The 24,665-nt window shown below is 70.7% G+C and carries 24 protein-coding genes; 11 read left to right on the top strand and 13 right to left on the bottom strand.

Features of this window, described 5'->3' with window-relative positions; genetic code table 11:
* Positions 1–93 precede the first annotated feature (93 nt).
* Positions 94–1,404 carry a choice-of-anchor A family protein gene (locus BX285_RS24990; RefSeq protein ID WP_121178190.1) on the bottom strand — a complete coding sequence of 437 codons (1,311 nt, stop codon included), beginning with the start codon at positions 1,402–1,404 and terminating at the stop codon, positions 94–96.
* A gap of 184 nt (positions 1,405–1,588) precedes the next feature.
* On the opposite strand from BX285_RS24990, the gene BX285_RS24985 reads away from it, so the two are divergent.
* Entirely contained in the window at positions 1,589–2,569 is a 981-nt protein-coding gene (locus BX285_RS24985; protein ID WP_398901540.1) for a heme A synthase, read from the top strand.
* Between the two features lie 172 nt (positions 2,570–2,741).
* Here BX285_RS24985 and BX285_RS24980 read toward each other — a convergent pair whose 3' ends face one another.
* Together BX285_RS24980 and BX285_RS24975 are read right to left on the bottom strand one after the other, a co-directional pair.
* A complete protein-coding gene (locus tag BX285_RS24980) occupies positions 2,742–3,296 on the bottom strand; it encodes a flavoprotein (RefSeq protein ID WP_121178187.1) in 555 nt (184 codons plus the stop codon).
* On the bottom strand, positions 3,293–4,567 hold the full coding sequence (locus tag BX285_RS24975; protein WP_121178185.1) for a helix-turn-helix transcriptional regulator: 1,275 nt from the start codon (positions 4,565–4,567) through the stop codon (positions 3,293–3,295). Before BX285_RS24975 ends, BX285_RS24980 begins: the two co-directional genes overlap by 4 nt.
* 174 nt (positions 4,568–4,741) lie before the next feature.
* Here BX285_RS24975 and BX285_RS24970 point away from each other — a divergent pair, with 174 nt between their 5' ends.
* The 4 genes from BX285_RS24970 (at position 4,742) to tgmC (ending at position 7,729) form a co-directional block, all read left to right on the top strand.
* A complete protein-coding gene (locus BX285_RS24970; RefSeq protein ID WP_183107214.1) occupies positions 4,742–5,197 on the top strand; it encodes an ATP-binding protein in 456 nt (151 codons plus the stop codon).
* 69 nt (positions 5,198–5,266) lie between these two features.
* Positions 5,267–6,217 carry a hypothetical protein gene (locus BX285_RS24965; RefSeq protein ID WP_121178179.1) on the top strand — a complete coding sequence of 317 codons (951 nt, stop codon included), beginning with the start codon at positions 5,267–5,269 and terminating at the stop codon, positions 6,215–6,217.
* A 91-nt stretch (positions 6,218–6,308) separates the two neighbouring features.
* On the top strand, positions 6,309–6,590 hold the full coding sequence (gene tgmA, locus BX285_RS24960; RefSeq protein ID WP_121178176.1) for a putative ATP-grasp-modified RiPP: 282 nt from the start codon (positions 6,309–6,311) through the stop codon (positions 6,588–6,590).
* Positions 6,587–7,729: an ATP-grasp peptide maturase system methyltransferase gene (gene tgmC, locus BX285_RS24955; protein ID WP_121178173.1), complete on the top strand. Its 1,143-nt coding sequence runs from the start codon at positions 6,587–6,589 to the stop codon at positions 7,727–7,729. The genes tgmA and tgmC overlap by 4 nt, the downstream gene beginning before the upstream one ends.
* A gap of 59 nt (positions 7,730–7,788) precedes the next feature.
* Here tgmC and BX285_RS24950 read toward each other — a convergent pair whose 3' ends face one another.
* Positions 7,789–8,127 (bottom strand): hypothetical protein, encoded by a 339-nt coding sequence (locus BX285_RS24950; protein ID WP_097235843.1) that lies wholly within the window; start codon positions 8,125–8,127, stop codon positions 7,789–7,791.
* A 72-nt stretch (positions 8,128–8,199) separates the two neighbouring features.
* Here BX285_RS24950 and BX285_RS24945 point away from each other — a divergent pair, with 72 nt between their 5' ends.
* Positions 8,200–8,841, top strand: a complete 642-nt coding sequence (locus tag BX285_RS24945; protein ID WP_259470775.1) for a DUF2461 domain-containing protein — start codon at positions 8,200–8,202, stop codon at positions 8,839–8,841.
* Positions 8,842–8,936: 95 nt separating this feature from the next.
* Here BX285_RS24945 and BX285_RS24940 read toward each other — a convergent pair whose 3' ends face one another.
* Positions 8,937–9,884: a heme o synthase gene (locus BX285_RS24940; RefSeq protein ID WP_097235845.1), complete on the bottom strand. Its 948-nt coding sequence runs from the start codon at positions 9,882–9,884 to the stop codon at positions 8,937–8,939.
* A 465-nt stretch (positions 9,885–10,349) separates the two neighbouring features.
* On the opposite strand from BX285_RS24940, the gene tkt reads away from it, so the two are divergent.
* The 5 genes from tkt to pgl all read left to right on the top strand — a co-directional run bounded on the left by tkt (position 10,350) and on the right by pgl (position 17,191).
* The gene (gene tkt, locus BX285_RS24935; protein ID WP_097235846.1) at positions 10,350–12,449 is read left to right on the top strand and encodes a transketolase; all 2,100 of its coding nucleotides are present in this window, start codon (positions 10,350–10,352) and stop codon (positions 12,447–12,449) included.
* Positions 12,450–12,536: 87 nt separating this feature from the next.
* The gene (gene tal, locus BX285_RS24930) at positions 12,537–13,679 is read left to right on the top strand and encodes a transaldolase (protein WP_097235847.1); all 1,143 of its coding nucleotides are present in this window, start codon (positions 12,537–12,539) and stop codon (positions 13,677–13,679) included.
* 61 nt (positions 13,680–13,740) lie between these two features.
* On the top strand, positions 13,741–15,297 hold the full coding sequence (gene zwf / locus BX285_RS24925; RefSeq protein WP_097235848.1) for a glucose-6-phosphate dehydrogenase: 1,557 nt from the start codon (positions 13,741–13,743) through the stop codon (positions 15,295–15,297).
* Positions 15,294–16,406 (top strand): glucose-6-phosphate dehydrogenase assembly protein OpcA, encoded by a 1,113-nt coding sequence (opcA, locus tag BX285_RS24920; protein ID WP_097235849.1) that lies wholly within the window; start codon positions 15,294–15,296, stop codon positions 16,404–16,406. Before zwf ends, opcA begins: the two co-directional genes overlap by 4 nt.
* Positions 16,403–17,191: a 6-phosphogluconolactonase gene (gene pgl, locus BX285_RS24915; RefSeq protein ID WP_121178168.1), complete on the top strand. Its 789-nt coding sequence runs from the start codon at positions 16,403–16,405 to the stop codon at positions 17,189–17,191. Before opcA ends, pgl begins: the two co-directional genes overlap by 4 nt.
* A gap of 58 nt (positions 17,192–17,249) precedes the next feature.
* Here pgl and BX285_RS24910 read toward each other — a convergent pair whose 3' ends face one another.
* The 8 genes from BX285_RS24910 to rapZ all read right to left on the bottom strand — a co-directional run bounded on the left by BX285_RS24910 (position 17,250) and on the right by rapZ (position 24,561).
* Positions 17,250–17,537, bottom strand: a complete 288-nt coding sequence (locus tag BX285_RS24910) for an RNA polymerase-binding protein RbpA (protein ID WP_030238413.1) — start codon at positions 17,535–17,537, stop codon at positions 17,250–17,252.
* Between the two features lie 205 nt (positions 17,538–17,742).
* Positions 17,743–17,979, bottom strand: coding sequence for a preprotein translocase subunit SecG (gene secG, locus BX285_RS24905; RefSeq protein ID WP_030055964.1), 237 nt, complete (start codon positions 17,977–17,979; stop codon positions 17,743–17,745).
* Between the two features lie 88 nt (positions 17,980–18,067).
* Positions 18,068–18,853 carry a triose-phosphate isomerase gene (gene tpiA, locus BX285_RS24900; protein ID WP_097235851.1) on the bottom strand — a complete coding sequence of 262 codons (786 nt, stop codon included), beginning with the start codon at positions 18,851–18,853 and terminating at the stop codon, positions 18,068–18,070.
* A gap of 4 nt (positions 18,854–18,857) precedes the next feature.
* The gene (locus tag BX285_RS24895) at positions 18,858–20,069 is read right to left on the bottom strand and encodes a phosphoglycerate kinase (protein ID WP_097235852.1); all 1,212 of its coding nucleotides are present in this window, start codon (positions 20,067–20,069) and stop codon (positions 18,858–18,860) included.
* A 152-nt stretch (positions 20,070–20,221) separates the two neighbouring features.
* A complete protein-coding gene (gap, locus tag BX285_RS24890) occupies positions 20,222–21,229 on the bottom strand; it encodes a type I glyceraldehyde-3-phosphate dehydrogenase (protein WP_097235853.1) in 1,008 nt (335 codons plus the stop codon).
* 313 nt (positions 21,230–21,542) lie between these two features.
* Entirely contained in the window at positions 21,543–22,523 is a 981-nt protein-coding gene (gene whiA / locus BX285_RS24885; RefSeq protein WP_097235854.1) for a DNA-binding protein WhiA, read from the bottom strand.
* Complete coding sequence (yvcK, locus tag BX285_RS24880) at positions 22,514–23,611, bottom strand: uridine diphosphate-N-acetylglucosamine-binding protein YvcK (protein WP_183107265.1); 1,098 nt, start codon at positions 23,609–23,611, stop codon at positions 22,514–22,516. Before yvcK ends, whiA begins: the two co-directional genes overlap by 10 nt.
* Positions 23,612–23,676: 65 nt before the next feature.
* On the bottom strand, positions 23,677–24,561 hold the full coding sequence (rapZ, locus tag BX285_RS24875; protein WP_257032367.1) for an RNase adapter RapZ: 885 nt from the start codon (positions 24,559–24,561) through the stop codon (positions 23,677–23,679).
* Positions 24,562–24,665: the final 104 nt, after the last annotated feature.

The following is a 24,665-nucleotide window of genomic DNA, read 5'->3' as shown; positions in this document are numbered from 1 at the left end:
CCTTTCAGACAGAACGGCGCCCCGGGTGATCAGGTTCAATCACCCGGGGCGCCGCATCGATCATTAGCGCTTCCCGACCCGTCAGGCCTCCCGTCAGGCCTTCTTGGCCGCCTTACGCCGCGCAGCCACCACGATCCCGCCACCAGCCGCGATCACCACCGCACCGCCGACCGCCAGCGGCACCACGGGGCCCGAGCCGGTGTGCGCCAGGTTCCCGCCGCCGTTCGCCGTGGCGGACGGGCTCGCCGAGCCGGAGGCCACCGGCGCCGTCGTCGAGGCGGAGGCGGAGGCGGACGGGCTCGCCGAACCACTCGCACTGGGCTTTCCGCTCGGCGTCACCGACGGGCTCGCCGAACCGCTCGGCGTCACCGACGGCGAACCGCTCGGCGTCACCACCGGCGGAACGGTCGGCGTACCGGTCGGCGTCGGGTTCGGCGTCGGGACGACGGTGCCCGGCAGGCAGCCGGTGAACGGGTAGTGGTGCGTTTCCGCGCCGCCCTTGCCGGTCAGCGAGGCCGCGATCACCGAGCCGTTGACCGGGCCGCCGCTACCCAGGTCGAAGGCGGCGTTCGGCGCGAGCACGGTGCCGGCCCAGGCGGCGTCGCTCTTCTTCACGACCTTCGTCGCGGTCGGGAAGTTCCAGAGCAGCCTGGCCCTGATCGCCCCGCCGGATGCGCTCTGCGCCTTGTCGTCCAGCACGAAGGCCGACTTGCCCGCATCCCAGAGGAAGAACCCACTGGTCCCGGCTGCCGCCATGTCGTACGACCCACCGGTCACGTTGACCACGGTCACGGCGCCGGCCGGCACCTTGAGGTACACCTCCTTGGCGCCCTGCAGAGTCGCCGCGTCGACGGTGAAGCTGTTGTACTTCGCGTCCCCGCCGGTGAACGTCAGCTTGGGGCCCTGGGCCTGGACGGTGGCACCGACCGTCTGCGGCACGGCGGCCAGCGAGGTGGCGGCGGCGCGCAGCTTGGCGAACTCCGCCTTGAAGTCGATCGGCGAGGCACCCTGGCTGACGGTGCCGGCGTGCGCCTGGACGACCGCGCCGTCGGCCTTGGAGCCGTAGACGCCGTTGCCCTTCATCACCTGGGTGTTGTGGCCGGTGATGCGGCCGGCCACGACCAGCGCGTTCTTGCCGGGCAGCGCGTCGACCTCGGCGGGGGTGAGTTCCTGGCCGACCGAGAAGCCACCGGTGAAGTCGGCGTTGCCGCCGACCGCGACCGCACCCTCGGCGTCGGGGGTGTGGGTGTCGTCGCCCTCGATGAACTCGCCGTAGAGGTTGGCGACCCCGAGGCCGCGGCACTCCTGATCGGCACCGACGGCCTGAGCAGCCGGCGCGACGAGGCCGGCCAGGGCGAGCGAACCGCCGACCGCGAGCGCGGCGGCGGAAGTGGATATGCGCATGTGCAGGATCTCCGCTTACGGGAGGAGTGGAAGCGGCCCCAGAACAGGTATGGACCAATCCGCACTCTTTCGGCCAGACGGGCAATTGGTCAAGACCATTGACCGGCGTGTCCGAACAATCCGTTTACGTCCCGGCCACCCCCGCCCGCGCCCCGCCCCAAGATCGCCTGTAAGGCCACCTACGATTGACCCCGTGCGTACCCCCTTCTCCCTGCTCGCCGAGCGCTGGCAGCCCTCCGCCGCAATGGTCCGGCGCGCCACGTTCGCCGCGCTGGTGATGAGCGTGGTGATCGTCGTCACCGGCGGCGCCGTCCGGCTCACCGCCTCCGGCCTCGGCTGTTCCACCTGGCCCCGCTGCACCCCGGAAAGCCTGACGCCGACGCCCGAGATGGGCTACTACGGCATCGTCGAGTTCACCAACCGGATGCTCACCTACGTGCTCAGCGCAGCCGTCGGCTGGGCGATCCTGGCCGCCCGCTGCCACCGGCCGTGGCGGCGCAGCCTGACCAAGCTCGGCTGGGCCCAGTTCTGGCTGGTGATGAGCAACGCCGTCCTCGGCGGCATCACCGTGCTGACCGGCCTCAACCCGTACACCGTGGCGCTGCACATGATCGCCGCGATGGCCCTGGTCTGGGTCGCCCTGCTGATGTGGGAGCGGGCGAAGGAGGGCGACGCCGCGCCGAAGCTCGCGGTGGCCCGCCCGATCCACCAGCTCTCCTACGTCCTGGTCACGGTCATCGGCCTGCTGGTCGCAGCCGGCACCCTGGTCACCGGCGCCGGCCACCACCCGGGCACCCCGAGGGACAACAAGATCGTCCCCCGCATCCCGCTGGACTACGACCGCCTGGCGCAGTTCCACGCCGACTTCGCGTTCATTTCGGTCGGCCTGACCATTGCGATGATCTTCGTCTTCGCCGCAATCAAGGCCCCCCAGCCCGCCAAGTCCCGCACCAAGGAACTCCTCGCGGTGCTGCTCCTCCAGGGCGTCCTCGGCTTCATCCAGTACTTCACGGATGCCCCCGAGCTCATGGTCGGCCTCCACATGCTGGGAGCCAGCCTGACCTGGATCGCCGCCCTCCGCATCCCCCTCGCCCTCCGCACCCGCAAGGCCGAGGACACCCCCGAACAGTTGCCGACCCAGGCCCCACAAACTGCCGCCGTCTGACCCTCAGCGAAGGCCCCCATCCGCTGGATGGGGGCCTTCGCCGTACCCGGCTCTGACAGGATGGCGCCCGCCACGCCCGTCGAGATCAACTCCTGACAGCGCCCGCCGACGCCCCTGACGTGCAAGGGCCGGCGCCTCGGCGGCCAGCAGTTCGCGAAGGTCCGCCACCTCGTCACGTGGCCGACTCCAGACGGCTTCCGCGAGCAGGCCTGAGCAGGTCAAGGACGTGGGTCCAGCTGTACTTGTCGCGTCCTCCGCCGGACTTGGGCTTGTGAGGCACGTAGTCGCCGATCAAGACGCCCATGCGGCTCAGTCGGGCCAGGCTCTCCGAATAGGCCGGGTGAGCGGCCTGGGCAGAGTTGACGTAGGGCTGGACGGCAACGGGGATGCCGAGCCCGTACGCCTCACAGAGAATGCCGAGCGCAAGCGTGTCGGAGATACCGGCGGCCCACTTGTTGACGGTGTTGAACGTCGCGGGGGCTACCGCGATGGCGTCTGCGGGAGGCAACGGTTGCGGGATGCTCGGCGTACGCCAGGCGGAGCGGATCGGATAGCCGGTCTGGTCCTCGATGGCTTCCTGGTCTATGAAGCCGAGAGCACTGGGGGTGGCGATCACGCCAACCGTCCAGCCGTCGGCATGGGCTGCCGTGATCAGTTCGCCCACACCGTCGGCTATTCCCGAAGCACAGACGATGACGTAGAGGAAAGGATCGTGGTTCTCAGTCAAATCCGAACTCCCAACTCGTGGCAGAAACGGCGGAGTTCCGGGACTGTACCGCGCCGGTCCCGCGCGGCCATGTCACCGACCAGTTCCAGCACGCTGGGACGTCGGCGGATGTCCTCAGACGCACACCTTTCCGCGATTCTGAGTGCTTGGTATCCCTCGACCAGCTTGTCTTGTTGACTGTAGGCCCGTGCGACATCCACCCAGAGTGCGGCCCGCCGCTCAGGAACGGGGATGCGGCGCCGCATCAGGGGTTGGGCGGCTTCCAACGCTGCGCCGGCATCGCCAAGGACCACGGCGGAGCTGACTGCATGGAGTGCGACATTGGTGGGGCTGAAGTTCGCCCAGGAGTCCGGGCTGTCGAGGGCAACGTGGCGCGCGACATTCCGGGCCTCGGCGAGAAGTGCCGCTGCTGTCGCCCGCTCGCCGCCTGCACTTGCTGCGGTCACGCCACGCAGGAGCATGAGCCCGAATGCGGCAAGGTACTGAGGCGATCTCCGGTCATAGCCGCCGCCGAGTTGGTCTGCGGTGTGATGAATGAGGCTGATTGCGGGTGCGGTGTGCCGGTCTCGCGCGAGAACGTGGACCTGGACCCGAACGCTGGAGGCCATCACCACCGGATCACAGCTCCGCTCGGCCTCAGCCATGGCCCTGCCGACCGCGAGCCAGGCGTTGCCCTGATCGCCAATTTTGAGCAATAGACTCACAGCAGTCTGATAGGCCGTCGCAAGCAAGCCCGAGAGGGTTTGATCATCACCTTGCGCCGCACTCTGGGCGTGCCGGAGGTCGGCGATCAGTTGCGGCAGAGACGCCTCAAGTTCAGCGTACCGGCAGGAATAGAAGTGCCTGCGGGCCTGAGACAGCCGGGCCGCAAGTGCCGTCGGCGTCTGCAGTGGGCGATCGGAGAGTACCGGCCCGGGGAGGAGTTCGCGGACGAGCTCCGTCCCCGCACGGGGCGGTCCCGCCGGGGTTGCGAGCGCGACAACGCTCGCAGCCAGGAAGTTACGCCGGTGCATGTCGTCCGTCCTGCTGTCCGCCCTGGCGGGAGAGGCAAGCCCGAGGTTCTCCGGGGGAATCCCGAGCACAGCTGCAACCGCCCGTAGGACACCCACGTCCTGCGTCCCCTTACCGCTCTCAAGCCGACTGATCTTCGACTGGTGGTAACCCAACTCGGAAGCCACAGCTGCCTGGGACCGGCCGCTGAGCACTCGCGCCCGGCGAATCACTTCGCCGGGCGCGAGTTCCACAGAGTGCCCCTTGGCCATCCACGACATGGATCCTCCTGCCGGCACCGATCACACCCGATATGCCGAGCGTAGCCACACAAGGACAACCGGTGATGCGGGATCTGCATGAATCATGCGCGGCGGGCTTGGCGCCCAGCCCCCAGGCCTCGAAGTGCAGTTGCCTGTTCGTGTCAGAAACCCCGCTGCCAAGGAGAAGCGCCGATGACCCTCCTCTCGAACGATGTGAGAGGCGACGCCGTACTCCGACAGGGACCAGACGCGAACGTCCACCCGCCTGCCGAACTGGCAACCATCCGTCTGCCCTACCAGCCCGAATCCGTGGGCGCCGCCCGGCGGTTCGTGTGCGCAAAGCTGCGGGAGTGGGGGCTCGACGACCTGTCGGACGACGCCGCCGTGATCATCAGCGAGTTGGTCACCAACGCCTGCAAGACCGGCTGCCTCACGCACATGACCGTGAGGCTCCAGTGCATCACCCCCCGGACGATCCGCATCTCGGTCCGTGACGGCTCCCGCGCCATGCCGGTGCTGCTCCAGGCGGACGAGGCCGACGAGTGCCACCGCGGCCTCGGGCTGGTCGACAAGCTGACCCGGGGCAGCTGGGGCATCGTCCCGGAGGCCTGCGGCAAGACCGTCCACGCCAGCCTCCGACTCACCTGACGCACGGGGACGCCCAGCACCCCTGTGCCGTCCGCCCTCCCATCGACTCCGTACCTGAGGACCCTGCCCGTGAGCACCGGACCGCGCACCAGAACACTGCTCAAGGCCACCAGCACGGCACGCCGGCAAGCGATCACGGCCTCCTACTCGGCCCTGACCCAGGTCTGCGTCGCCACCGCCGACAACGCCGTCGAGGCCGAACTGGTCAGCGAGCACCCGACACACGCCTGGGAGCTCCCCCGCTCGAACGCGCTCGGCCTCGTCCACACGGACGTCGCCGAGGCACGCGCGCTGCTCAGGAGCGCTCAGCTGCTGGAACACCACCGGGTACCCGTCGTCACCCCGCGCTACCCGGACGCCCTGACCGGAGGCGGCCGCGCCGTCACCTTCTGGCGTCTCCCCGGCCGTGAGCGACACGACCCCGCCACCAGCGCGCGGGTGACCGCCCGAATTCACCGGATCGACCCCGGCACAGTCCGGTGGCTGGCGAGGGAGAACCACGACCCGTTCAACGGTCTGCTGGACGGCCTCGACAACGCTCCGGTGCTCGATCCCTGCAAGCCGTTCCTTCGCGACCGCGCCTACCAACTTCGCGACGAATGGGCCGCCATCGACTGGCCGACGCCGTCCACCACCATCCTCGGCGCCCACCGCGCGGCGCGCTGCCATTCCGACGGCACGCTCCCGCGTCTGCTCCTACGGCAGCCGCTGCTGCACGGGCACCGCGAGTGGGATCTGATCGCCGCACGCTGGCGATCAGACCTTCTCCTCGGCCACCTGAACGACACCATGGGCTACACCGAGGCCTACTCCGCCCACGCCGATGCCCACGTGGGGGTGCCCTACGGCCACATCGGAGCCTGGCCGGACTACCAGGTGGTGCGCGACGTCATCGTGCTCACCGAGGTGATGAGCACGGTACGCCGAGCCCACCTCGACGCCCGCACCCGTCAACAAGCCGACTACCAGGTGGCCTGCCTGCGCGGCGCCCGCCGACGGCCGTGGAACTGGGGGCGATGAGCCCCCCCGGTCCAACCACCACCGCCCGAAGTCGGCCGACTGGCCGGGCTGTTGAGCCCACCCGCTCCACCGATCAGGAGGAACAGTCCAGATGACCACCGCACCGTGGGGCACCACCCGCATGGCCCCGTACCCCGAGTCCAGCCCCATCCCCGCCCTCACGCCCGTGATCGACCCGGAGACGCAGATCGCCGTGGTCGTGGACGAGCACGGCCGTACGGTCGAGTTGGGCGGTCACGGCACCAGCACCAGCGGTTTGACACCCACCACGACCCAACCCGACGGAAGGCCGGGCGCCCCGACCGACGCCGACACCACCGAGGTGATCGCCCACGCCCTCGCCGACCAGCTACAGAAAGGCCGTGACGCATGAGCACACCGGCTGAACTCCGTACCGCTCTGGCCGACAGACTCACCGAGGACGGCACGCTGACCGAACGCGAGTGGGACAGCGCCGCGAGGGCCGTTCCGCGAGAGCTCTTCGTCGGAACCTACTTCACTCCGGTCGCCGGCAGCGTTCCGACCAGCTACCGGCCCGTCCGCGAGGGCGATCCCGGGTGGCTGGAGGGGATCTACGCCGATCAGACGCTGGTCACCCAACTCGACGGCCGCATCTGGCCTGAGGACGTGAACGGGGAAGCGGTGACGGGCATCCCGTCATCCTCATCCACCCTCCCGTCCGTGGTGCTGCGCATGTGGCAGCAACTCGACACGGAGGCCGGGCACCGCGTGCTGGAGATCGGCACCGGAACCGGGTACTCGACCGCCCTCGGCGCGCACCGCCTCGGGGACGCCAACCTCACCAGCATCGAGTACGACCCCACCGTCGGCGCGGCAGCGGCATCGGCGGTCAAGACGGCCGGATTCTCCCCCCAGTTGATCATCGGTGACGGGTTGCGCGGCGACCCGGCGGGGGGCCAGTACGACCGACTCATCGCCACCTGTTCGGTTCGGTACATCCCGCTCTCGTGGCTCCACCAGGTCAAGCCCGGCGGTCGAATCCTGGTCACCCTCTCCGGGTGGAGCTACGCGAACGCCCTCGTGCTGCTCGACGTGACCGGCCCTGGCGAGGCCACCGGTCGGTTCCTCGCCGACCCGACCAGTTTCATGATCGCCCGCCCCCACGACCGACCGCCCCGCCAGAGCCTCGCCCTGCTCCCCGGCGACGAACGCCCGACCCGGATCGACCCGGAAATCATCGGCACGTGGACGGGCAGTTGGGTCGCGCAGCTCGCGGCGCCCTCGGCCGAACGGATGGGAGCCGGCGGGCAGCAGATCCTCTCGGACGTGGCCACCGGCTCACAGGCCCGGACCACGCCCAACCCCAAAGGCGGGTGGACCGTCATCCAGCGCGGCCCGCTCCGGCTCTGGGATCAGGTGGAGAACGCCGTCGAAGCCTGGCGGCAGGCCGGCGAACCGCACCAGGACGGCTTCGGGATCACCGTCTCCGGATCGGGGCAACGCGTCTGGATCGGCCACGAGGACGGCCCGGGCTGGAACCTGCCCATCTGAAGCCGACGGCCCCGCTCCCCACGCGGGAGCCGGGCCGTTCGCCGTACGCGCCGAAGCGGTCAGCCGCCGAGCTGGATCCCGGCCATCCGCTTCCACTCGTACGGGCCGGTCTTGACCTTGAGGCCCAGCTCGCCCTCGAAGTCGTCGTGCAGGGTCAGCCCGGCCAGCTCCGCGGCCCGGCGGCCGACGGCGTAGCTGGGGGCGACCTGGTCGCCCCAGGCGCCGTCCGCGCCGACCACGACGATGCGGGTGGCCACGGCGCCGACGTACTCGACGACCGCTTCGGCGCTGCCCCCGTGCTGCCGGGCGAAGCTGGTGAGGTTCTTGGCGATGCGCTTGGCGCGACGCTCGGTGCGGGCGTCCGACGCGGCGGCGGTGGCGGTCTCTGCGCTGCTCATGCCCGCATGCTACCCACCGGTAGTGCCGCTGGCGACGGGAGCACCCTGTGCACCGGGCCACATACTGGAAGGGTGACCTTCAAAGGCTGGCCGACCGAGGCGCTGGACTTCTACGAGCACCTCGAAGCCGACAACTCCAAGACCTTCTGGCAGGCCCACAAGGAGCAGTACGACGAAGCCGTACGCGCCCCCATGGAGCAGCTGCTCGCCGACCTGGAGCCCGAGTTCGGGCCGGGGAAGATCTTCCGCCCCAACCGCGACGTCCGCTTCAGCGCCGACAAGTCCCCGTACAAGACGCACATCGGCGCCCACCTGGAGGGCGGCGGCTACATCCAGCTCTCCGCGGACGGCCTGGCCTGCGGCAACGGCATGTACGTCCTCGCGCCCGACCAGCTGGAGCGTTACCGCGTCGCCGTCGCCGAGGACGTCGCCGGCGCCGAGTTGGAGCGGGTGATCGCCCGGGTGGAGAAGGACGGCCCGCAGGTCTTCGGCCGGGACTCCCTGAAGTCGGCCCCGCGCGGCTACCCCAAGGACCACCCCAGGATCGAGCTGCTGCGCCACAAGGGCCTGGTGGCCTGGCAGGAGTGGGAGCCCGCGAAGTGGCTGGGCACCCGCGCCGCCTACACCCGGATCACCGCCTTCCTGCACGCCTCCCAGCCCCTGCGGGACTGGCTGGACGGCCACGTCGGCCCCTCCGAGCTACCGACCCGATGAACACGGCGAACACGGCGAACACGGTGAAACGGAAGAGCCCCGGCCCAAAAGGACCGGGGCTCTTCCGTTTCGAAAGCCTCTACTCCGCGAAGCCTCTACTTCACGAACGGGTCGACCGCGCACACCACCATCAGCAGCGACAGGTAGGTGATCGACCAGTGGAACAGCCGCATCTCCTTGAGCTTGGCGCCCACGACCCCGGCCTTGGCCCGCCCGTACAGCGCGTGCGCCTCTCGCAGCCAGGCCCCGCCCAGCAGCACCGCGGCGACCGGGTACAGCCAGCTCATGTGCCCGAGCGGCCAGAGCGCCAGCGAGACGGCGACCATCACCCAGGAGTAGGCGACGACCTGCTTGCCGACCGCCACGTTGCCCTTGATGACCGGCAGCATCGGCACCCCGGCCCGCAGGTAGTCGTCGCGCACCTTCATCGACAGCACCCAGGTGTGCGGCGGAGTCCAGAAGAACACCACCAGGAACAGCACGACGGCCGCCCAGGACACCGAGTTGGTGACGGAAGACCAGCCGACCAGCACCGGCATGCAGCCGGCGATGCCGCCCCAGACGATGTTCTGCGAGGTGCGCCGCTTGAGCCCCAGCGTGTAGACGAACACGTAGAACAGCAGCGCGCCCAGCGCCAGCCCGGCGGAGAGCCAGTTGACGCCGACGCCCAGCAGCACCGTCGACACGACGGCGAGCACGATGCCGAACACCAGGGCCTCGCGCGGCGACACCATCCCGGTGACGATCGGCCGCCGCTCGGTGCGCGACATGACTGCGTCGATGTCGCGGTCGATGTACATGTTGAGGGCGTTGGCGCCGCCCGCCGAGAGGTAGCCGCCGACCACGACCTTCAGTACCAGCAGCATGTTCGGAACGCCCTGCTGGGCCAGGAACATCACCGGCACGGTGCTCATCAGCAGCAGCTCGATGATCCGCGGCTTGGTCAGTGCGACGAACGCGCCGACACGGGCCCCGAGCGGCCGGTGCGCAGGAGTCGCCCCGGTGACCCCGGCGGGACGGGTTTCGACGGCGGTCACTAACACCCCAACTGAAGATGAATCTTCGCAGGCGTCCACAGGAACGAAGGGTCCCGAAATCGTCCGCTCTGCGCGTACCACGACACCATAGACGCTCCATATATCCCTTCCGGCTCCGGGGTCCCCCGGCGGGGCGGAACCGCACACCCCCGGGTGAACCGGCTGGGTGAAGCCACGAACCGTCTCCGGCGGGCCCCGCTAGCCCGTCCTGACCACCCCGGCGGCGGGCGGTCGCGAACCAGGAGAGTCTGGGACAAAAGCAGTCATACCGGCCTAGTGGGAATCACCATGCGGAAATCCCGGTTGTCTCAGCACGGAGGGTGAGCCCCGGCCCGGACGGTAGGCTCGCACGCAGAAGCGGGATCTACCCTCCGTGACCGGCACCACCCAGCGTCGGGCCCACAGCGCCGTGGCCGACCCGGTCCCCATTCACGGGGTCACTCTTCAATACGGAAGGAGCCCTGAGACAGGGTGAGCACTGCGCCGACGAACGCATTCGAGTGGACCGATCTGGACGAGCGCACGGTTGACACCGCGCGCGTCCTTGCGATGGACGCAGTCCAGAAGGTCGGCAACGGACACCCGGGGACGGCCATGTCGCTGGCCCCCGCCGCGTACCTGATCTTCCAGCGTTTCCTGCGCCACGACCCGACCGACCCGTCCTGGGTCGGCCGCGACCGCTTCGTCCTCTCCCCCGGGCACACCAGCCTGACCCTCTACACCCAGCTGTACCTCTCGGGTTACGGCCTGGAGCTGGACGACCTCAAGGCCTTCCGCGTCGCCGGCAGCCGCACCCCCGGTCACCCTGAGCACGGCCACACCGCCGGGGTCGAGACCACCACCGGCCCGCTCGGCCAGGGCATCGCCAACGCGGTGGGCATGGCGATGGCCGCCCGCTACGAGCGCGGCCTGTTCGACCCGGAGGCCCCGGCCGGCGAGTCCCCGTTCGACCACACCATCTGGGCCATCGTCTCCGACGGCGACCTGGAGGAGGGCATCTCCGCCGAGGCCTCGTCGCTGGCCGGGCACCAGCAGCTGGGCAACCTGGTCGCCCTCTACGACGACAACCACATCTCGATCGAGGGCGACACCGAGACGGCCTTCTCCGAGGACGTCCTCAAGCGCTACGAGGCGTACGGCTGGCACGTCCAGCGCGTCACCCCGAAGTCCAACGGCGACATCGACGTGGCCGCCCTGGCCGAGGCGCTGGCCGCGGCCAAGGCCGAGACCTCCCGCCCGTCGATGATCGCGATGCGGACGATCATCGCCTGGCCGGCCCCGGACGCCCAGAACACCGCGAAGGCGCACGGCTCCGCGCTCGGCGCCGCCGAGATCGCCGCCACCAAGAAGGTCCTGGGCTTCGACCCGGAGAAGACCTTCGAGGTCAGCGACCAGGTCATCGAGCACGCCCGCCTGGTCATCAAGCGCGGCAAGGCCGCCCGCGACCAGTGGCAGCAGTCCTTCGACGCCTGGCGCGCCGCCAACCCGCAGCGCGCCGCCGACTTCGACCGCATCGAGGCCGGCGAGCTGCCCGAGGGCTGGAAGAAGGCCATCCCCTCCTTCCCGGCCGGCAAGGACGTCGCCACCCGCAAGGCCTCCGGCGACACCCTCAAGGCGATCGGCGCGGTGATCCCGGAGCTGTGGGGCGGCTCGGCCGACCTCGCCGAGTCCAACCTCACCACCATCGACGAGGAAAGCTCCTTCCTCCCCGACGGCAACCCGCTGAAGACGGCCTCCCCGTACGGCCGCACGATCCACTTCGGCATCCGCGAGCACGCCATGGGCTCGACCATGAACGGCATCGCCCTGCACGGCAGGACCCGCGTGTACGGCGGCACCTTCCTGGTCTTCGCCGACTACATGCGCCCGGCCGTCCGCCTGGCCGCGCTGATGAAGCTGCCGGTCACCTACGTCTGGACGCACGACTCGATCGGTCTCGGCGAGGACGGCCCGACCCACCAGCCGGTCGAGCACCTGGCCTCGCTGCGCGCCATCCCGGGCCTGGCCATGGTCCGCCCGGCCGACGCCAACGAGACGGCCGTCGCCTGGCGCACCATCGTCGAGCGCCACACCAGCCACCCCGGCCCGGTCGGCCTGGCCCTGACCCGCCAGGGCGTCCCGACCTTCGACCGCGAGGTCTTCGGCTCCGCCGAGGGCACCGCGAAGGGCGGCTACGTCCTGGCCGAGGCCTCCACCGGCGACCCGCAGGTGATCCTGCTCGGCACCGGTTCCGAGGTCCAGCTGGCCGTCAAGGCCCGCGAGGTGCTGGAGGCCGAGGGCATCGCGACCCGCGTGGTCTCGCTGCCGTCCTTCGAGTGGTTCCAGGAGCAGGACCAGGCCTACCGCGACAGCGTGCTGCCGCCGTCGGTCAAGGCCCGCGTCTCGGTCGAGGCCGGCATCGCCCAGGGCTGGCGCGAGCTGGTCGGCGACCACGGCCGGATCGTCTCGCTGGAGCACTTCGGTGCCTCCGCCGACTACAAGGTGCTCTTCGAGGAGTTCGGCATCACCGCCGAGCGCGTGGTGGCAGAGGCCCACAACGCCCTGCGCTCCCTCGAAGCCGTCAACCGCTAGCACCCCAGGGCCGCGTACTCGCCCGCACGCGGGTACGCGGCCCCTCTGACTACCCCACGAAGCAGAAGAGCAAGGGACTGAAGCACCATGACTGACGCACTGAAGCGCCTCAGCGACGAAGGCGTTGCGATCTGGCTGGACGACCTCAGCCGCAAGCGGCTGAACTCCGGCAACCTGGCCGAACTGGTGCAGAACAAGCACGTGGTGGGCGTCACCACCAACCCGACCATCTTCCAGAAGGCGATCGCCGGCAGCGGCGACGACTCCTACGACGGCCAGCTGCGCGACCTCGCCGTCCGCAAGGTCACCACCGACGAGGCGATCCGCATGATCACCACCTCCGACGTGCGCGACGCGGCCGACGTGCTGCGCCCGGTCTACGACGCCTCCAACGGCCGCGACGGCCGGGTCTCCATCGAGGTCGACCCGCGCTTGGCGCACGAGACCGCCGCCACCGTGGCCGAGGCCAAGCAGCTGTGGTGGCTGGTCGACCGCCCGAACGTCTTCATCAAGATCCCCGCCACCAAGGCCGGCCTGCCCGCGATCAGCGAGGTCATCGGCAAGGGCATCAGCGTCAACGTCACGCTGATCTTCTCGCTGGAGCGCTACAAGGCCGTCATCGACGCCTACCTGACCGGCCTGGAGACCGCCAAGGCCAAGGGCCTGGACCTCTCCCAGATCGAGTCGGTCGCCTCCTTCTTCGTCTCCCGCGTGGACACCGAGATCGACAAGCGCCTGGACAAGATCGGCGGCGACGCCAAGAACCTCCGCTCCAAGGCCGCCCTGGCCAACGCCCGCCTCGCCTACCAGGCGTACGAGGAGGTCTTCGGCAGCGTCGACGGCAAGACCGCCGGCAGTGCCCGTTGGCTCTCCCTGGAGGCCGCCGGCGCCAAGCCGCAGCGCCCGCTGTGGGCCTCCACCGGCGTAAAGGACCCGGCCCTGCCGGACACCCTGTACGTCACCGAGCTGGTCGCCCCCGGCACCGTCAACACCATGCCCGAGGCGACCCTGGACGCCACCGGCGACCACGGCGTGGTGACCGGCAACACCATCGTCCCCAACTACGCCGACGCCAAGGCCGTGCTGGACGCGATCGCCGCCGCCGGCGTGGACTACGACGACGTCGTCCAGGTCCTGGAGGACGAGGGCGTCGAGAAGTTCGAGCAGTCCTGGAACGAGCTGCTCGACACCGTCACCGCCTCGCTCGCCACCTTCGCCGACGAGAAGTGACCCCTGCTCACAGCCAGCGCACGAAAGCGGAGCCCATCAAGTGAGCACTGATTTCCCCGAGTTGACATCGGATTCGGACGCGGACGACCTCCCGCCCACCCCCGTCAACCCGCTTCGTGACCCCTCCGACCGACGGCTCCCGCGCATCGCGGGGCCGTCCGGTCTGGTCATCTTCGGGGTCACCGGCGACCTGTCCCGCAAGAAGCTGATGCCGGCCATCTACGACCTGGCCAACCGCGGTCTGCTTCCGCCGGGCTTCTCCCTCGTCGGCTTCGCCCGCCGCGAGTGGGACGACGAGGACTTCGCCAAGGAGGTCCACGACGCCGTCCGGGACCACGCCCGCACCCCGTTCCGGGAGGAGGTGTGGCAGCAGCTCGCCAAGGGCATGCGCTTCATCCACGGCACCTTCGACGACGACGAGGCCTTCGACAAGCTGCGCGAGACCATCGTGGAGCTGGACAAGGCCCAGGGCACCGGCGGCAACTTCGCCTTCTACCTGTCCGTCCCGCCGAAGTTCTTCCCGACGGTCGTCCAGCAGCTCAAGAAGCACGGCCTGGCCGACCCGCCGCAGGGCTCCTGGCGCCGCGCCGTCATCGAGAAGCCCTTCGGCCACGACCTGGAGAGCGCGCAGGAGCTCAACAAGGTCGTCCACGAGGTCTTCCCCCGGGACGAGGTCTTCCGGATCGACCACTACCTGGGCAAGGAGACGGTCCAGAACATCCTGGCGCTGCGCTTCGCCAACCAGATGTTCGAGCCGATCTGGAACCGGTCGTACGTCGACCACGTGCAGATCACCATGGCCGAGGACATCGGCATCGGCGGCCGGGCCGGCTACTACGACGGCATCGGCTCCGCCCGTGACGTCATCCAGAACCACCTGCTGCAGCTGATGGCGCTCACCGCCATCGAGGAGCCGGCGTCCTTCCACCCGAAGGCGCTGGTGGCCGAGAAGCTCAAGGTGCTCAGCGCCGTCAAGCTCCCGACCGACCTCGGCAAGCACACCGTGCGCGGCCAGTACGCGGCCGGCTGGCAGGGCGGCGAGGAGGTCGCCGGCTACCTGGACGAGGAGGGGATCAACCCCGACTCCAAGACCGACACCTACGCGGCCATCAAGCTGGAGATCAACAACCGCCGCTGGGCGGGGGTCCCGTTCTACCTGCGCACCGGCAAGCGCCTGGGCCGCCGGGTCACCGAGATCGCGGTCGTCTTCCAGCGCGCCCCGTACCTGCCCTTCGACTCCTACGCGACCGAGGAGCTGGGGCAGAACGCCCTGGTCATCCGGGTCCAGCCGGACGAGGGCGTGACGGTGCGGTTCGGCTCCAAGGTGCCGGGCACCTCCTTCGAGGTCCGGGACGTCACGATGGACTTCGCCTACGGCGAGTCCTTCACCGAGTCCAGCCCGGAGGCGTACGAGCGGCTCATCCTCGACGTGCTGCTCGGCGACGCCAACCTGTTCCCGCGCCACCAGGAGGTCGAGCTCTCCTGGCAGATCCTCGACCCGATCGAGAAGTACTGGGACGCCCACGGCAAGCCCGCCCAGTACGCGGCGGGGACCTGGGGCCCGGTCGAGGCGGACGAGATGCTCGCACGAGACGGCAGGAGCTGGCGCCGGCCATGAAGATCGACCTCACCAAAACCACGTCCAGCAAGATCAACGCCGCGCTCATGGAGGCGCGCCGGGCCAGTGGCTCCACCGCCGCCGGCATGGTGCTCACCCTGGTGATCGTGACCGACGAGGGCAGCGCCTACGACGCCCTCAAGGCCGCCAACGACGCCTCCCGCGAGCACCCGATGCGCACCCTCGCGGTGATCAAGCGCGCCGGTCGCTCGCCGCGGGCCCGCGCCGAGACCCGCCTGGACGCGGAGATCCTGGTCGGCTCGGACGCCGGCTCCGGCGAAACGGTCATCCTGCGCATGCACGGCGAACTCGTCGCGCACGCCCAGTCGGTGGTCCTGCCGCTGCTGCTGCCGGACGCCCCGGTCGTCGTCTGGTGGCCGGACAACGCGCCGCTGCACCCGGCGCAGGACCCGCTGGGCTCGCTCGCCCAGCGCCGGATCACCGACGCCGTCACCGCCGAGTCCCCGGTCGGCCAGCTCGCCCAGCGGGCCCAGAGCTACACCCCGGGCGACACCGACCTGGCCTGGACCCGGATCACCGGCTGGCGCTCGATGCTCGCCGCCGCGCTGGACCAGCGGCCGTCCGCCATCGTCTCCGCGGTGGTCGAGGGCGAGTCCTACAACCCCAGCGTCGAGCTGCTCGGCCTCTGGCTGACCAACCGGCTGCACGTGCCGGTCGAGCGGGTCGTCACCGGCGGCCCCGGCATCACCGCGGTGCACCTGCGCACCAAGGACGGGGACGTCACCCTGGACCGCCCGGACGGCCTGATGGGCACGCTCTCCATGCCCGGCTCGCCGGACCGCCAGGTGGCGCTCAAGCGGCGCGAGACCTCGGAGCTGATCGCCGAGGAGCTGCGCCGCCTGGACCCGGATGACATCTACGCGACGGCCGTGCGCACGCCCGTCGAGCGGCTGCACGAGCCGGCCAACGCCGAGACGGCGGCGGCCGAGCGGATCGCCCACGAGGTCGCCGAGGTCACCGCGGCGGCCGTGGCCGACCCGGAGCAGGTGAGCGCCGGGGTCACCGCCGACGCCACCGCCGCCGACGCCGCGGAGAAGAAGCCCGCCAAGAAGGCCGCCGGCAAGCGCACCAGCAAGGAAGGCGCATGACCAACGCGACGCCGCAGCTGGTCGTCCACCGGGACAAGGAGCTGATGGCCCAGGCGGCCGCGGCCCGGCTGATCACCCGGATCGTGGACGCCCAGGCCGCCCGCGGCACCGCCTCGGTGGTGCTCACCGGCGGCCGCAACGGCAACGCCCTGCTGGCCGCGATCGCCGCCTCCCCGGCGCGCGACGCGGTCGACTGGACGCGCCTGGACCTCTGGTGGGGCGACGAGCGCTTCGTGCCCGCCGCCGACCCGGACCGCAACGCCGTCCAGGCCCGCGGCGAGCTGCTGGACGCCGTCCCGCTCGACCCGGCGCGGGTGCACGAGATGCCCGCCTCGGACGGCGTGGACGGCTCGGACGTGGAGGCCGCCGCGGCCCGCTACGCCGAGGAGCTGGCGAAGGCGGCCGGGCCGGGCGACCGGCTCGGCGTCCCGGCCTTCGACGTGCTGCTGCTCGGGGTCGGCCCGGACACCCACGTGGCCTCGCTCTTCCCCGAGCACCCGGGCGTGCGGGAGACCGAGCGGACCGTGGTCGGCGTGCGCGGGGCCCCCAAGCCCCCGCCGACCCGGATCTCGCTCACCCTCCCGGCGATCCGGGCGGCCCGCGAGGTCTGGCTGCTGGCCGCCGGCGAGGACAAGGCGGGCGCGGTCGCGCTTGCCCTGTCCGGCCCCGGCGAGCTCCAGGCCCCCGCCTCCGGCGCGTACGGCCGCAGCCGCACCCTGTGGCTGCTGGACCGCGCCGCCGCCGAGCGGATCCCGCCGCAGCTCTACCCGCCGGCCTCGGCGTAACGGGCACGCCGAAGGGGCGCCACCGTCGATGACGGTGGCGCCCCTTCGGCCTGTACGGTCAGATCTCGCCGCGCAGCTTGGCCAGCGCCTCGGCCAGGATCGCCTCGCCGTCGGCGTCGGTGCGCCGCTCACGGACGTAGGCGAGGTGCGTCTTGTAGGGCTCGTTGCGCGAGGGCGCGGGCGGGTTGTGCTGGTCCTGACCGGCCGGGAAGCCGCAGCGCGGGCAGTCCCAGGTGTCCGGGATCGCCGCTTCGGCGGCGAAGCTGGGCCGGGTCTCGTGCTTGTTGGCGCACCAGAAGGAGATCCGGTTGCGCGGGGCGGACTCGCCGCGCTCCGCCTCGCCCATCGGGCCGGCCCCGACCCTGCTGCCACGGATGGCGTTGCCACTTGCCACGGTCTGACTCCCTGCGTACTGGTGCGCCGACCCGCCGCGGTGCGCGTCGGTGGCGAAAGTCGTCCTAGTGTAAGCAGGAGTTAAGGATCCGCCACCATCGCCTCCGCCCCCGACCGTCCCAGGATAGGCGCTCGGGCGACGGGGCGTCAGGCCTGTGTCAGCCCTTGTACTTGAGCAGCAGGCCGAGCACGATGATGCAGGCGAACCAGCCCAGGCCGACCACGATGGTGATGCGGTCCAGGTTGCGCTCGGCCACCGCGGAGCCGCCGCCGGTGGACATCGCGCCACCGCCGAACATGTCCGACAGGCCGCCGCCCTTCCCCTTGTGCAGCAGCACCAGCAGGATCATCAGCAGACTGAAGATGATCAGGGCAATCGAGAACCCGAGAACCACGACGGGACCAACTCTCTCGTATCTTCGGCGAAGGGGCCGGGCCCGCGTACGGCGGTCCGGCCCCAAAGCCTACGTTGCTGCGGCGGCGTTAGCCTACTGCCTGCTCACGGTAGCGCACGATCTTGACGAACTCGTCGGCGTCCAGCGAGGCACCGCCGATCAGGCCGCCGTCGATGTCGGGCTTGGCCATCAGGCCGGCCGCGCTCGACGACTTGACCGAACCGCCGTACAGCACGCGGACCTTGTCCGCCAGCTCGGCGTCGTACAGCTCGGCGATCCGCCGGCGGATGGCGGCGCAGACCTCCTGCGCGTCCTCCGGGGTGGCCACCTCGCCGGTGCCGATCGCCCAGACCGGCTCGTAGGCGACCACGATCGACTCGGCCTGGCCGGCCGGGACGTCCGCCAGGGCGCCGTCCAGCTGGGCCAGGGTGTACTCGACGTGGGTGCCGGCCTTGCGGATGTCCAGCGGCTCGCCGATGCACAGGATCGGGGTGATCCCGGCCCGGTAGGCGGCCTTCACCTTGGCGTTGACGATCGCCTCGTCCTCGCCGTGGTACTGGCGGCGCTCCGAGTGGCCGATCACCGCGTAGGTGCACTTCAGCTTGGCCAGCATCGGGCCGGAGACCTCGCCGGTGTAGGCACCGGAGTCGTGCTGCGAGATGTCCTGCGAGCCGTACTTGATCTTCAGCTTGTCGCCGTCGACCAGGGTCTGCACCGACCGCAGGTCGGTGAACGGCACCAGGACGGCGACCTCGACGGCCTCGTAGTCCTTGTCGGCCAGCGCGAAGGCCAGCTTCTGGGTGTGCTGGATGGCCTCAAGGTGGTTGAGGTTCATCTTCCAGTTGCCCGCCATCAGCGGGAGACGCTCAGTCATGCTTTCAGCCTTCCAGGGCGGCGAGACCGGGAAGGGTCTTGCCCTCCAGGTACTCAAGGCTCGCGCCACCGCCGGTCGAGATGTGTCCAAAGGCGTTCTCGTCGAAGCCCAGGATGCGGACGGCCGCGGCGGAGTCCCCGCCGCCGACGACGGTGAACGCGTCGCTGTCCAGCAGGCCCTGCGCGACGGCCTTGGTGCCGTTCGCGTAGTCCGGGTGCTCGAAGACGCCCATCGGGCCGTTCCAGAACACCGTGCCGGCGTCGGCCAGCTTGGCCGCGTACAGCTCGCGGGTCTTCGGGCCGATGTCCAGGCCCTCCTGGTCCGCCGGGATGGCGTCGGAGGCGACGAGCTCGGGGTTCGCCGGGGTCTTGCCCTTGAGGTCCGGGAACTCGGCGGAGACCAGGACGTCGACCGGCAGCACGAACTCGACGCCGCGCTTCTCGGCCTCGGCCAGGTACTCCAGGCAGGTCGGGATCTGGTCGGCCTGCAGCAGGGAGATGCCGACCTCGTGGCCCTTGGCCTTGAGGAAGGTGTACGCCATGCCGCCGCCGATCAGGATCCGGTCGGCCTTCTTCAGCAGGTTGTCGATCACACCGAGCTTGTCGGAGACCTTGGCGCCGCCGAGCACCACCACGTACGGACGCGCCACGTCCTCGGTGAGCTTCTTCAGGACGCCGACCTCGGTGGCGATCAGGTCGCCCGCGGCGTGCGGCAGCAGGCCGGGCAGGTCGTAGACCGAGGCGTGCTTGCGGTGCACGGCACCGAAGCCGTCGCCGACGTACAGGTCGGCCAGGGTGGCCAGCTGCTCGGCGAAGGCCTTGCGCTCGGCGTCGTCCTTGCTGGTCTCGCCGGTGTTGAAGCGCAGGTTCTCCAGCAGCGCGACCTCGCCGTCCGCCAGCGCGGCGACGGTGGCCCCGGCGCTGTCGCCGACGGTGTCGGTGGCGAAGGCGACGTCCTTACCGAGGATCTCGCCGAGCCGCACGGCCGCCGGGGCGAGCGAGAACTTCGGGTCCGGCTCGCCCTTGGGGCGGCCGAGGTGCGAGGCCACGACGACCTTCGCGCCGGCCGCGGCCAGCTTGGCGATGGTCGGGGCGACGGCGCGGATCCGGCCGTCGTCGGTGATCGTGGTGCCCTCCAGCGGCACGTTCAGGTCGGCGCGCACGAACACGCGCTTGCCCTCGACACCGGCTTCGATGAGCTCTTCGATGGTCTTCACGGGGATTCGGTTCTCCTGGGGAGATGGTTGATGCGCAGAGGCGGCACGGCGCAGGGGCCGCCTGGAAAGTACTGGAAGCGCGGAACGAGGGCCCGGTCGGCATGGTGCGCCGTCCGGGCCCTCGCCCCTACATCACGTCAGCTCCCACTGCGTCAGAGCTGCCCACCGACGAGGGTGACCAGGTCCACGACGCGGTTCGAGTAGCCCCACTCGTTGTCGTACCAGCCGAGCACCTTGACCTGGTTGCCCTGGACCATGGTGAGCTGGCTGTCGAAGATGCAGGACGCCGGGTCGTTGACGATGTCCGAGGAGACGATCGGGTCCTCGGTGTAGGCCAGGATGCCCTTGAGGGGGCCCTCCTGGGCGGCCTTCTGGAAGGCCGCGTTGACCTCGTCCTTGGTGACCTCGCGCTCCAGGGTGACGACCAGGTCCGTGATGGAGCCGGTCGGGACCGGGACGCGCAGCGAGGTGCCGTCCAGCTTGCCCTTCAGCTCCGGCAGGACCAGGGCGGTCGCCTTGGCGGCACCGGTCGAGGTCGGGATGATGTTCTGGCTCGCCGCACGAGCACGGCGCAGGTCCTTGTGCGGGAAGTCCAGGGTGACCTGGTCGTTGGTGAACGCGTGGACGGTGGTCATCAGGCCCTTGACGATGCCGAACGCCTCGTTCAGCACCTTCGCCATCGGCGCCACGCAGTTGGTGGTGCAGGAGGCGTTGGAGATGATGTCGTGCTTGGCGGCGTCGTACTTGTCGTCGTTGACACCCAGGACGATGGTGACGTCCTCGTCGGTGGCGGGCGCCGAGATGATGACCTTCTTCGCACCGGCGGCGAGGTGCTTCTTCGCAGCCTCGGCCTTGGTGAAGATGCCGGTGGACTCGACGACGATGTCGGCGCCCAGGGCGGCCCACGGGAGGTTGGCCGGGTCACGCTCGGCGGTCACCTTGAAGGTGTGGCCGTCGACGGTGATGCTGTCCTCGGTGTGCGAGACCTCGCCCGGGAAGGTACCCAGGGTGGTGTCGTACTTGAGCAGGTGAGCCAGGGTCTTCGTGTCGGTGAGGTCGTTGACACCGACGATCTCGATGTCCGCGCCCTGGGCCTTGACCGCCCGGAAGAAGTTGCGGCCGATGCGGCCGAAGCCGTTGATGCCTACCCGGATCGTCACGAACCGATCTCCTCGTTAGGTACGCCGGGCCGGAGCCCGACGGGGGTGAGATTTGGGAAGTCCCCGACCGCCTATGACCCTACCCCTCCGGGGCCTTTTGGGGCACATCGCGCCACCTCGTGAGACGTGGCGTGGCGTGCCCGGAACCCCGTTTCAGGCCGTCCTCCCCCGGTTCGGCAGGCAGTTGACCCCGGGCCCAATGGTCTCTACCAATTCGGTCTTTCCGGAGCCTTCGGACCCCCGTCCGGAAACGACGGCGGCCGGCGCCCGGAAACCCGGGTGCCGGCCGTGTCTCGATCACGGACCGTGAGCGTCAGTTCATCGCCATCTCATCGGTCAGGCTGGCCTCGGTGCTCGGCAGGCCGAGCTCGGAGGCGCGCTTGTCGGCCATCGCCAGCAGGCGGCGGATCCGGCCGGCCACCGCGTCCTTGGTCAGCGGCGGGTCGGCGAGCGCGCCCAGCTCCTCCAGCGAGGCCTGCTTGTGCTGCATCCGCAGCTGGCCGGCCGCGGCCAGGTGCTCGGGCACCTCGTCGCCGAGGATCTCCAGCGCGCGCTGCACCCGGGCGCCGGCCGCCACCGCGGCGCGGGCCGAGCGGCGCAGGTTGGCGTCGTCGAAGTTGGCGAGCCGGTTGGCGGTGGCCCGCACCTCGCGCCGCATCCGGCGCTCCTCCCAGGCGAGCACCGACTCGTGCGCGCCCAGGCGGGTCAGCAGCGCGCCGATCGCGTCACCGTCGCGGATGACGACCCGGTCCACCCCGCGCACCTCGCGGGCCTTGGCCGGGATGCCGAGCCGACGAGCCGCGCCGACCAGGGCCAGCGCCGCCTCGGAGCCGGGGCAGGTGATCTCCAGGGAGGAGGAGCGGCCCGGCTCGGTGAGCGAGCCGTGCGCCAGGAAGGCGCCGCGCCAGGCCGCCTCGGCGTCGCAGGTGGCGCCGGAGACGACCGCCGGGGGCAGGCCGCGGATCGGGCGGCCCCGCCCGTCGACCAGGCCGGTCTGGCGGGCGAGCAGCTCGCCGTCCTTGACGACCCGGACCACGAAGCGGCTGCCGCGGCGCAGCCCGCCGGGGGCCATGACCACGAGGTCGGAGGAGTGCCCGAAGATCTCCAGGAGGTCCTTGCGCAGCCGCCGTGCCGCCGCCCCGGTGTCCAGCTCGGCCTCGATCACGATGCGGCCGCTCACGATGTGCAGTCCGCCCGCGAACCGCAGGATCGCCGACACCTCCGCCTTGCGACAGCAGGCCCTGGTGACCGGGAGCCGGCTGATCTCGTCCTTCACCGCTGGAGTCATCGCCATGGCCCGATCCTTCCATGTGTCCGGAAAATCCGGTCGTACGCTGCTGCCAACAGCTCGGGGTCGTGTCGCGGCGTGCCGTCGGTGCGGGCCACCGAGCCGAGCACCAGGGCGGCGCCCATCCGCTCGGCTGCCTTCTCCAGCCCGTCGAGGTCCGCCTGACCGAAGGCGCCGCCGGTGACGGCGCGCTCGTCCACCAGGATCGCATCCACCGCGAGCTCCGGGGCGTGGTCGGCGATGACCTCCAGGTGACGCTGCGGGGTGAAGCCCTCGGTCTCGCCGGGCTGGGGGGCCAGGTTCAGGGTGAGCAGGCGGCGGGCGCGGGTCTCGGTGAGCGCCTTGGCCAGTTCGGGCACCAGCAGATGCGGCAGCACGCTGGTGAACCAGGAGCCGGGGCCGAGCACCACCCAGTCCGCCTCCCGGACGGCGGCGACCGCCTCCGGGACGGCCGGCGGCTCGTCCGGCAGCAGACGGATCGACTGCACGGTGCCCGGGGTCACCGCGACGTTGGCCTGGCCGCGGACCGCCGACACCTCGGCGGGGTGTGCCGGGTCGTGGCCGCGGACGGTCGCCTCGATGTCCAGCGGCACCGCCGACATCGGCAGCACCCGGCCCTGGACGTTGAGCAGCCGGCCGACCCACTCCAGGGCCGCCACCGGGTCACCCAGCTTCTCCCAGAGGGCGACGATCAGCAGGTTGCCGACGGCGTGGCCGCCGAGCTCGCCGTTGCCGGTGAAGCGCTGCTGGATCACCTCGGACCAGGTGCGGCCCCAGTCGTCGTCCCCGCACAGCGCGGCCAGCGCCTTGCGCAGGTCGCCCGGGGGCAGCACGCCCAGTTCGGTGCGCAGCCGTCCGCTGGAGCCGCCGTCGTCGGCGACGGTGACCACCGCGGTGACGTCGCTGGTGAGCCTGCGCAGCGCGGACAGCGAGGCGGACAGGCCCTGGCCGCCGCCGAGGGCGGTGATCCGCGGGGCCGGGTTCGACCGGGCGGGACCGCTGCGCGGACGGCTCGGCGCCAGGGGCCGGGCCGGGCTGCCCGCCCGGTCACCGGTCCTGTTCTGCGGCTGCCGCCCGGGCACGTATCCCGCCACACTCACCTCGCGTTCCTCCGGCCCGCCGCTCGCTCCGCCGGCGGGCCCGGCAGGGAATGCGGCGGTTACTCCCGTCCCATGTCACGGTGGACGAGCACCGTCTCGACTCCGTCGGCGATGAGACGCTTGGTCAGACGCTCGGACATGGCGACGCTGCGGTGCTTGCCACCGGTGCAGCCTACGGCAAGCGTCATGTAGCGCTTCCCCTCCCGCCGGTAGCCCTCGGTAACGATCCGGAGCAGTTCTGCGTAGCCGTCCAGGAACTCGTTGGCTCCGGGCTGCTGGAACACGTATCCGGCGACGTCCGCATCGGTGCCGGTGCGGGCCCGCAGCTCGGGCACCCAGTGCGGGTTGGGCAGGAAGCGGCAGTCCACCACGAGGTCGGCGTCGACCGGCAGGCCGTACTTGAAGCCGAAGGACATCACGGTGGCGCGCAGCTCGGGTTCGTCGTGGTCGGCGAACTGGGCGTCCAGCTTGGCGCGCAGCTGGTGCACGTTGAGGTTGGAGGTGTCGATCACCAGGTCGGCCTCGCCGCGCAGGTCGCGCAGCAGGTCGCGCTCCTGGGCGATGCCGTCCACGATCCGGCCGTCGGCCTGCAGCGGGTGCGGGCGGCGCACGCTCTCGAAGCGGCGCACCAGCGCCTCGTCGGAGGAGTCCAGGAAGACCACCCGCAGCCGGACGCCGCGCTTCTCCAGCTCGTCCAGCGAGGTGAGCAGGTCGTCGAAGAACTGGCGGCCGCGGACGTCCACGACCACGCCGATCCGGGCGACGTTGCCCTGGGAGCGGGCGCCCAGGTCGACCATGGTCGGGATGAGGGCCGGCGGCAGGTTGTCCACCACGAACCAGCCGAGGTCCTCCAGGCACTTGGCGGCGGTGGAGCGGCCGGCTCCGGACATGCCGGAGATGATCACCAGCTCCGGCGCGTTCTCGGCCACGTCTGACACGGTCACTTCGGTTCCCCGCTCTCGGTCTTTCTGCTGGGGAGAACGCGCAGGGCACGGCCGCCCTTCCCCGGCCCGGGCAGGCGGGCGGGGCCGGGGCGCACCGGCTGACG

This window comes from Streptomyces sp. 1114.5 (genome assembly GCF_003635085.1).
Classification (GTDB): Bacteria; Actinomycetota; Actinomycetes; order Streptomycetales; family Streptomycetaceae; genus Kitasatospora.
This window is presented reverse-complemented; position numbering and strand designations above follow the sequence as displayed.

Bases quoted from the DNA above. Each gene is read 5' to 3' on its own strand.
- BX285_RS24990 (WP_121178190.1), bottom strand. From the start codon at position 1,404: ATGCGCATATCCACTTCCGCCGCCGCGCTCGCGGTCGGCGGTTCGCTC.
- BX285_RS24975 (WP_121178185.1), bottom strand. From the start codon at position 4,567: ATGTCGTGGATGGCCAAGGGGCACTCTGTGGAACTCGCGCCCGGCGAA.
- BX285_RS24970 (WP_183107214.1), top strand. From the start codon at position 4,742: ATGACCCTCCTCTCGAACGATGTGAGAGGCGACGCCGTACTCCGACAG.
- tgmA (WP_121178176.1), top strand. From the start codon at position 6,309: ATGACCACCGCACCGTGGGGCACCACCCGCATGGCCCCGTACCCCGAG.
- tgmC (WP_121178173.1), top strand. From the start codon at position 6,587: ATGAGCACACCGGCTGAACTCCGTACCGCTCTGGCCGACAGACTCACC.
- BX285_RS24950 (WP_097235843.1), bottom strand. From the start codon at position 8,127: ATGAGCAGCGCAGAGACCGCCACCGCCGCCGCGTCGGACGCCCGCACC.
- tal (WP_097235847.1), top strand. From the start codon at position 12,537: ATGACTGACGCACTGAAGCGCCTCAGCGACGAAGGCGTTGCGATCTGG.
- opcA (WP_097235849.1), top strand. From the start codon at position 15,294: ATGAAGATCGACCTCACCAAAACCACGTCCAGCAAGATCAACGCCGCG.
- pgl (WP_121178168.1), top strand. From the start codon at position 16,403: ATGACCAACGCGACGCCGCAGCTGGTCGTCCACCGGGACAAGGAGCTG.
- BX285_RS24910 (WP_030238413.1), bottom strand. From the start codon at position 17,537: ATGGGCGAGGCGGAGCGCGGCGAGTCCGCCCCGCGCAACCGGATCTCC.
- tpiA (WP_097235851.1), bottom strand. From the start codon at position 18,853: ATGACTGAGCGTCTCCCGCTGATGGCGGGCAACTGGAAGATGAACCTC.
- whiA (WP_097235854.1), bottom strand. From the start codon at position 22,523: ATGGCGATGACTCCAGCGGTGAAGGACGAGATCAGCCGGCTCCCGGTC.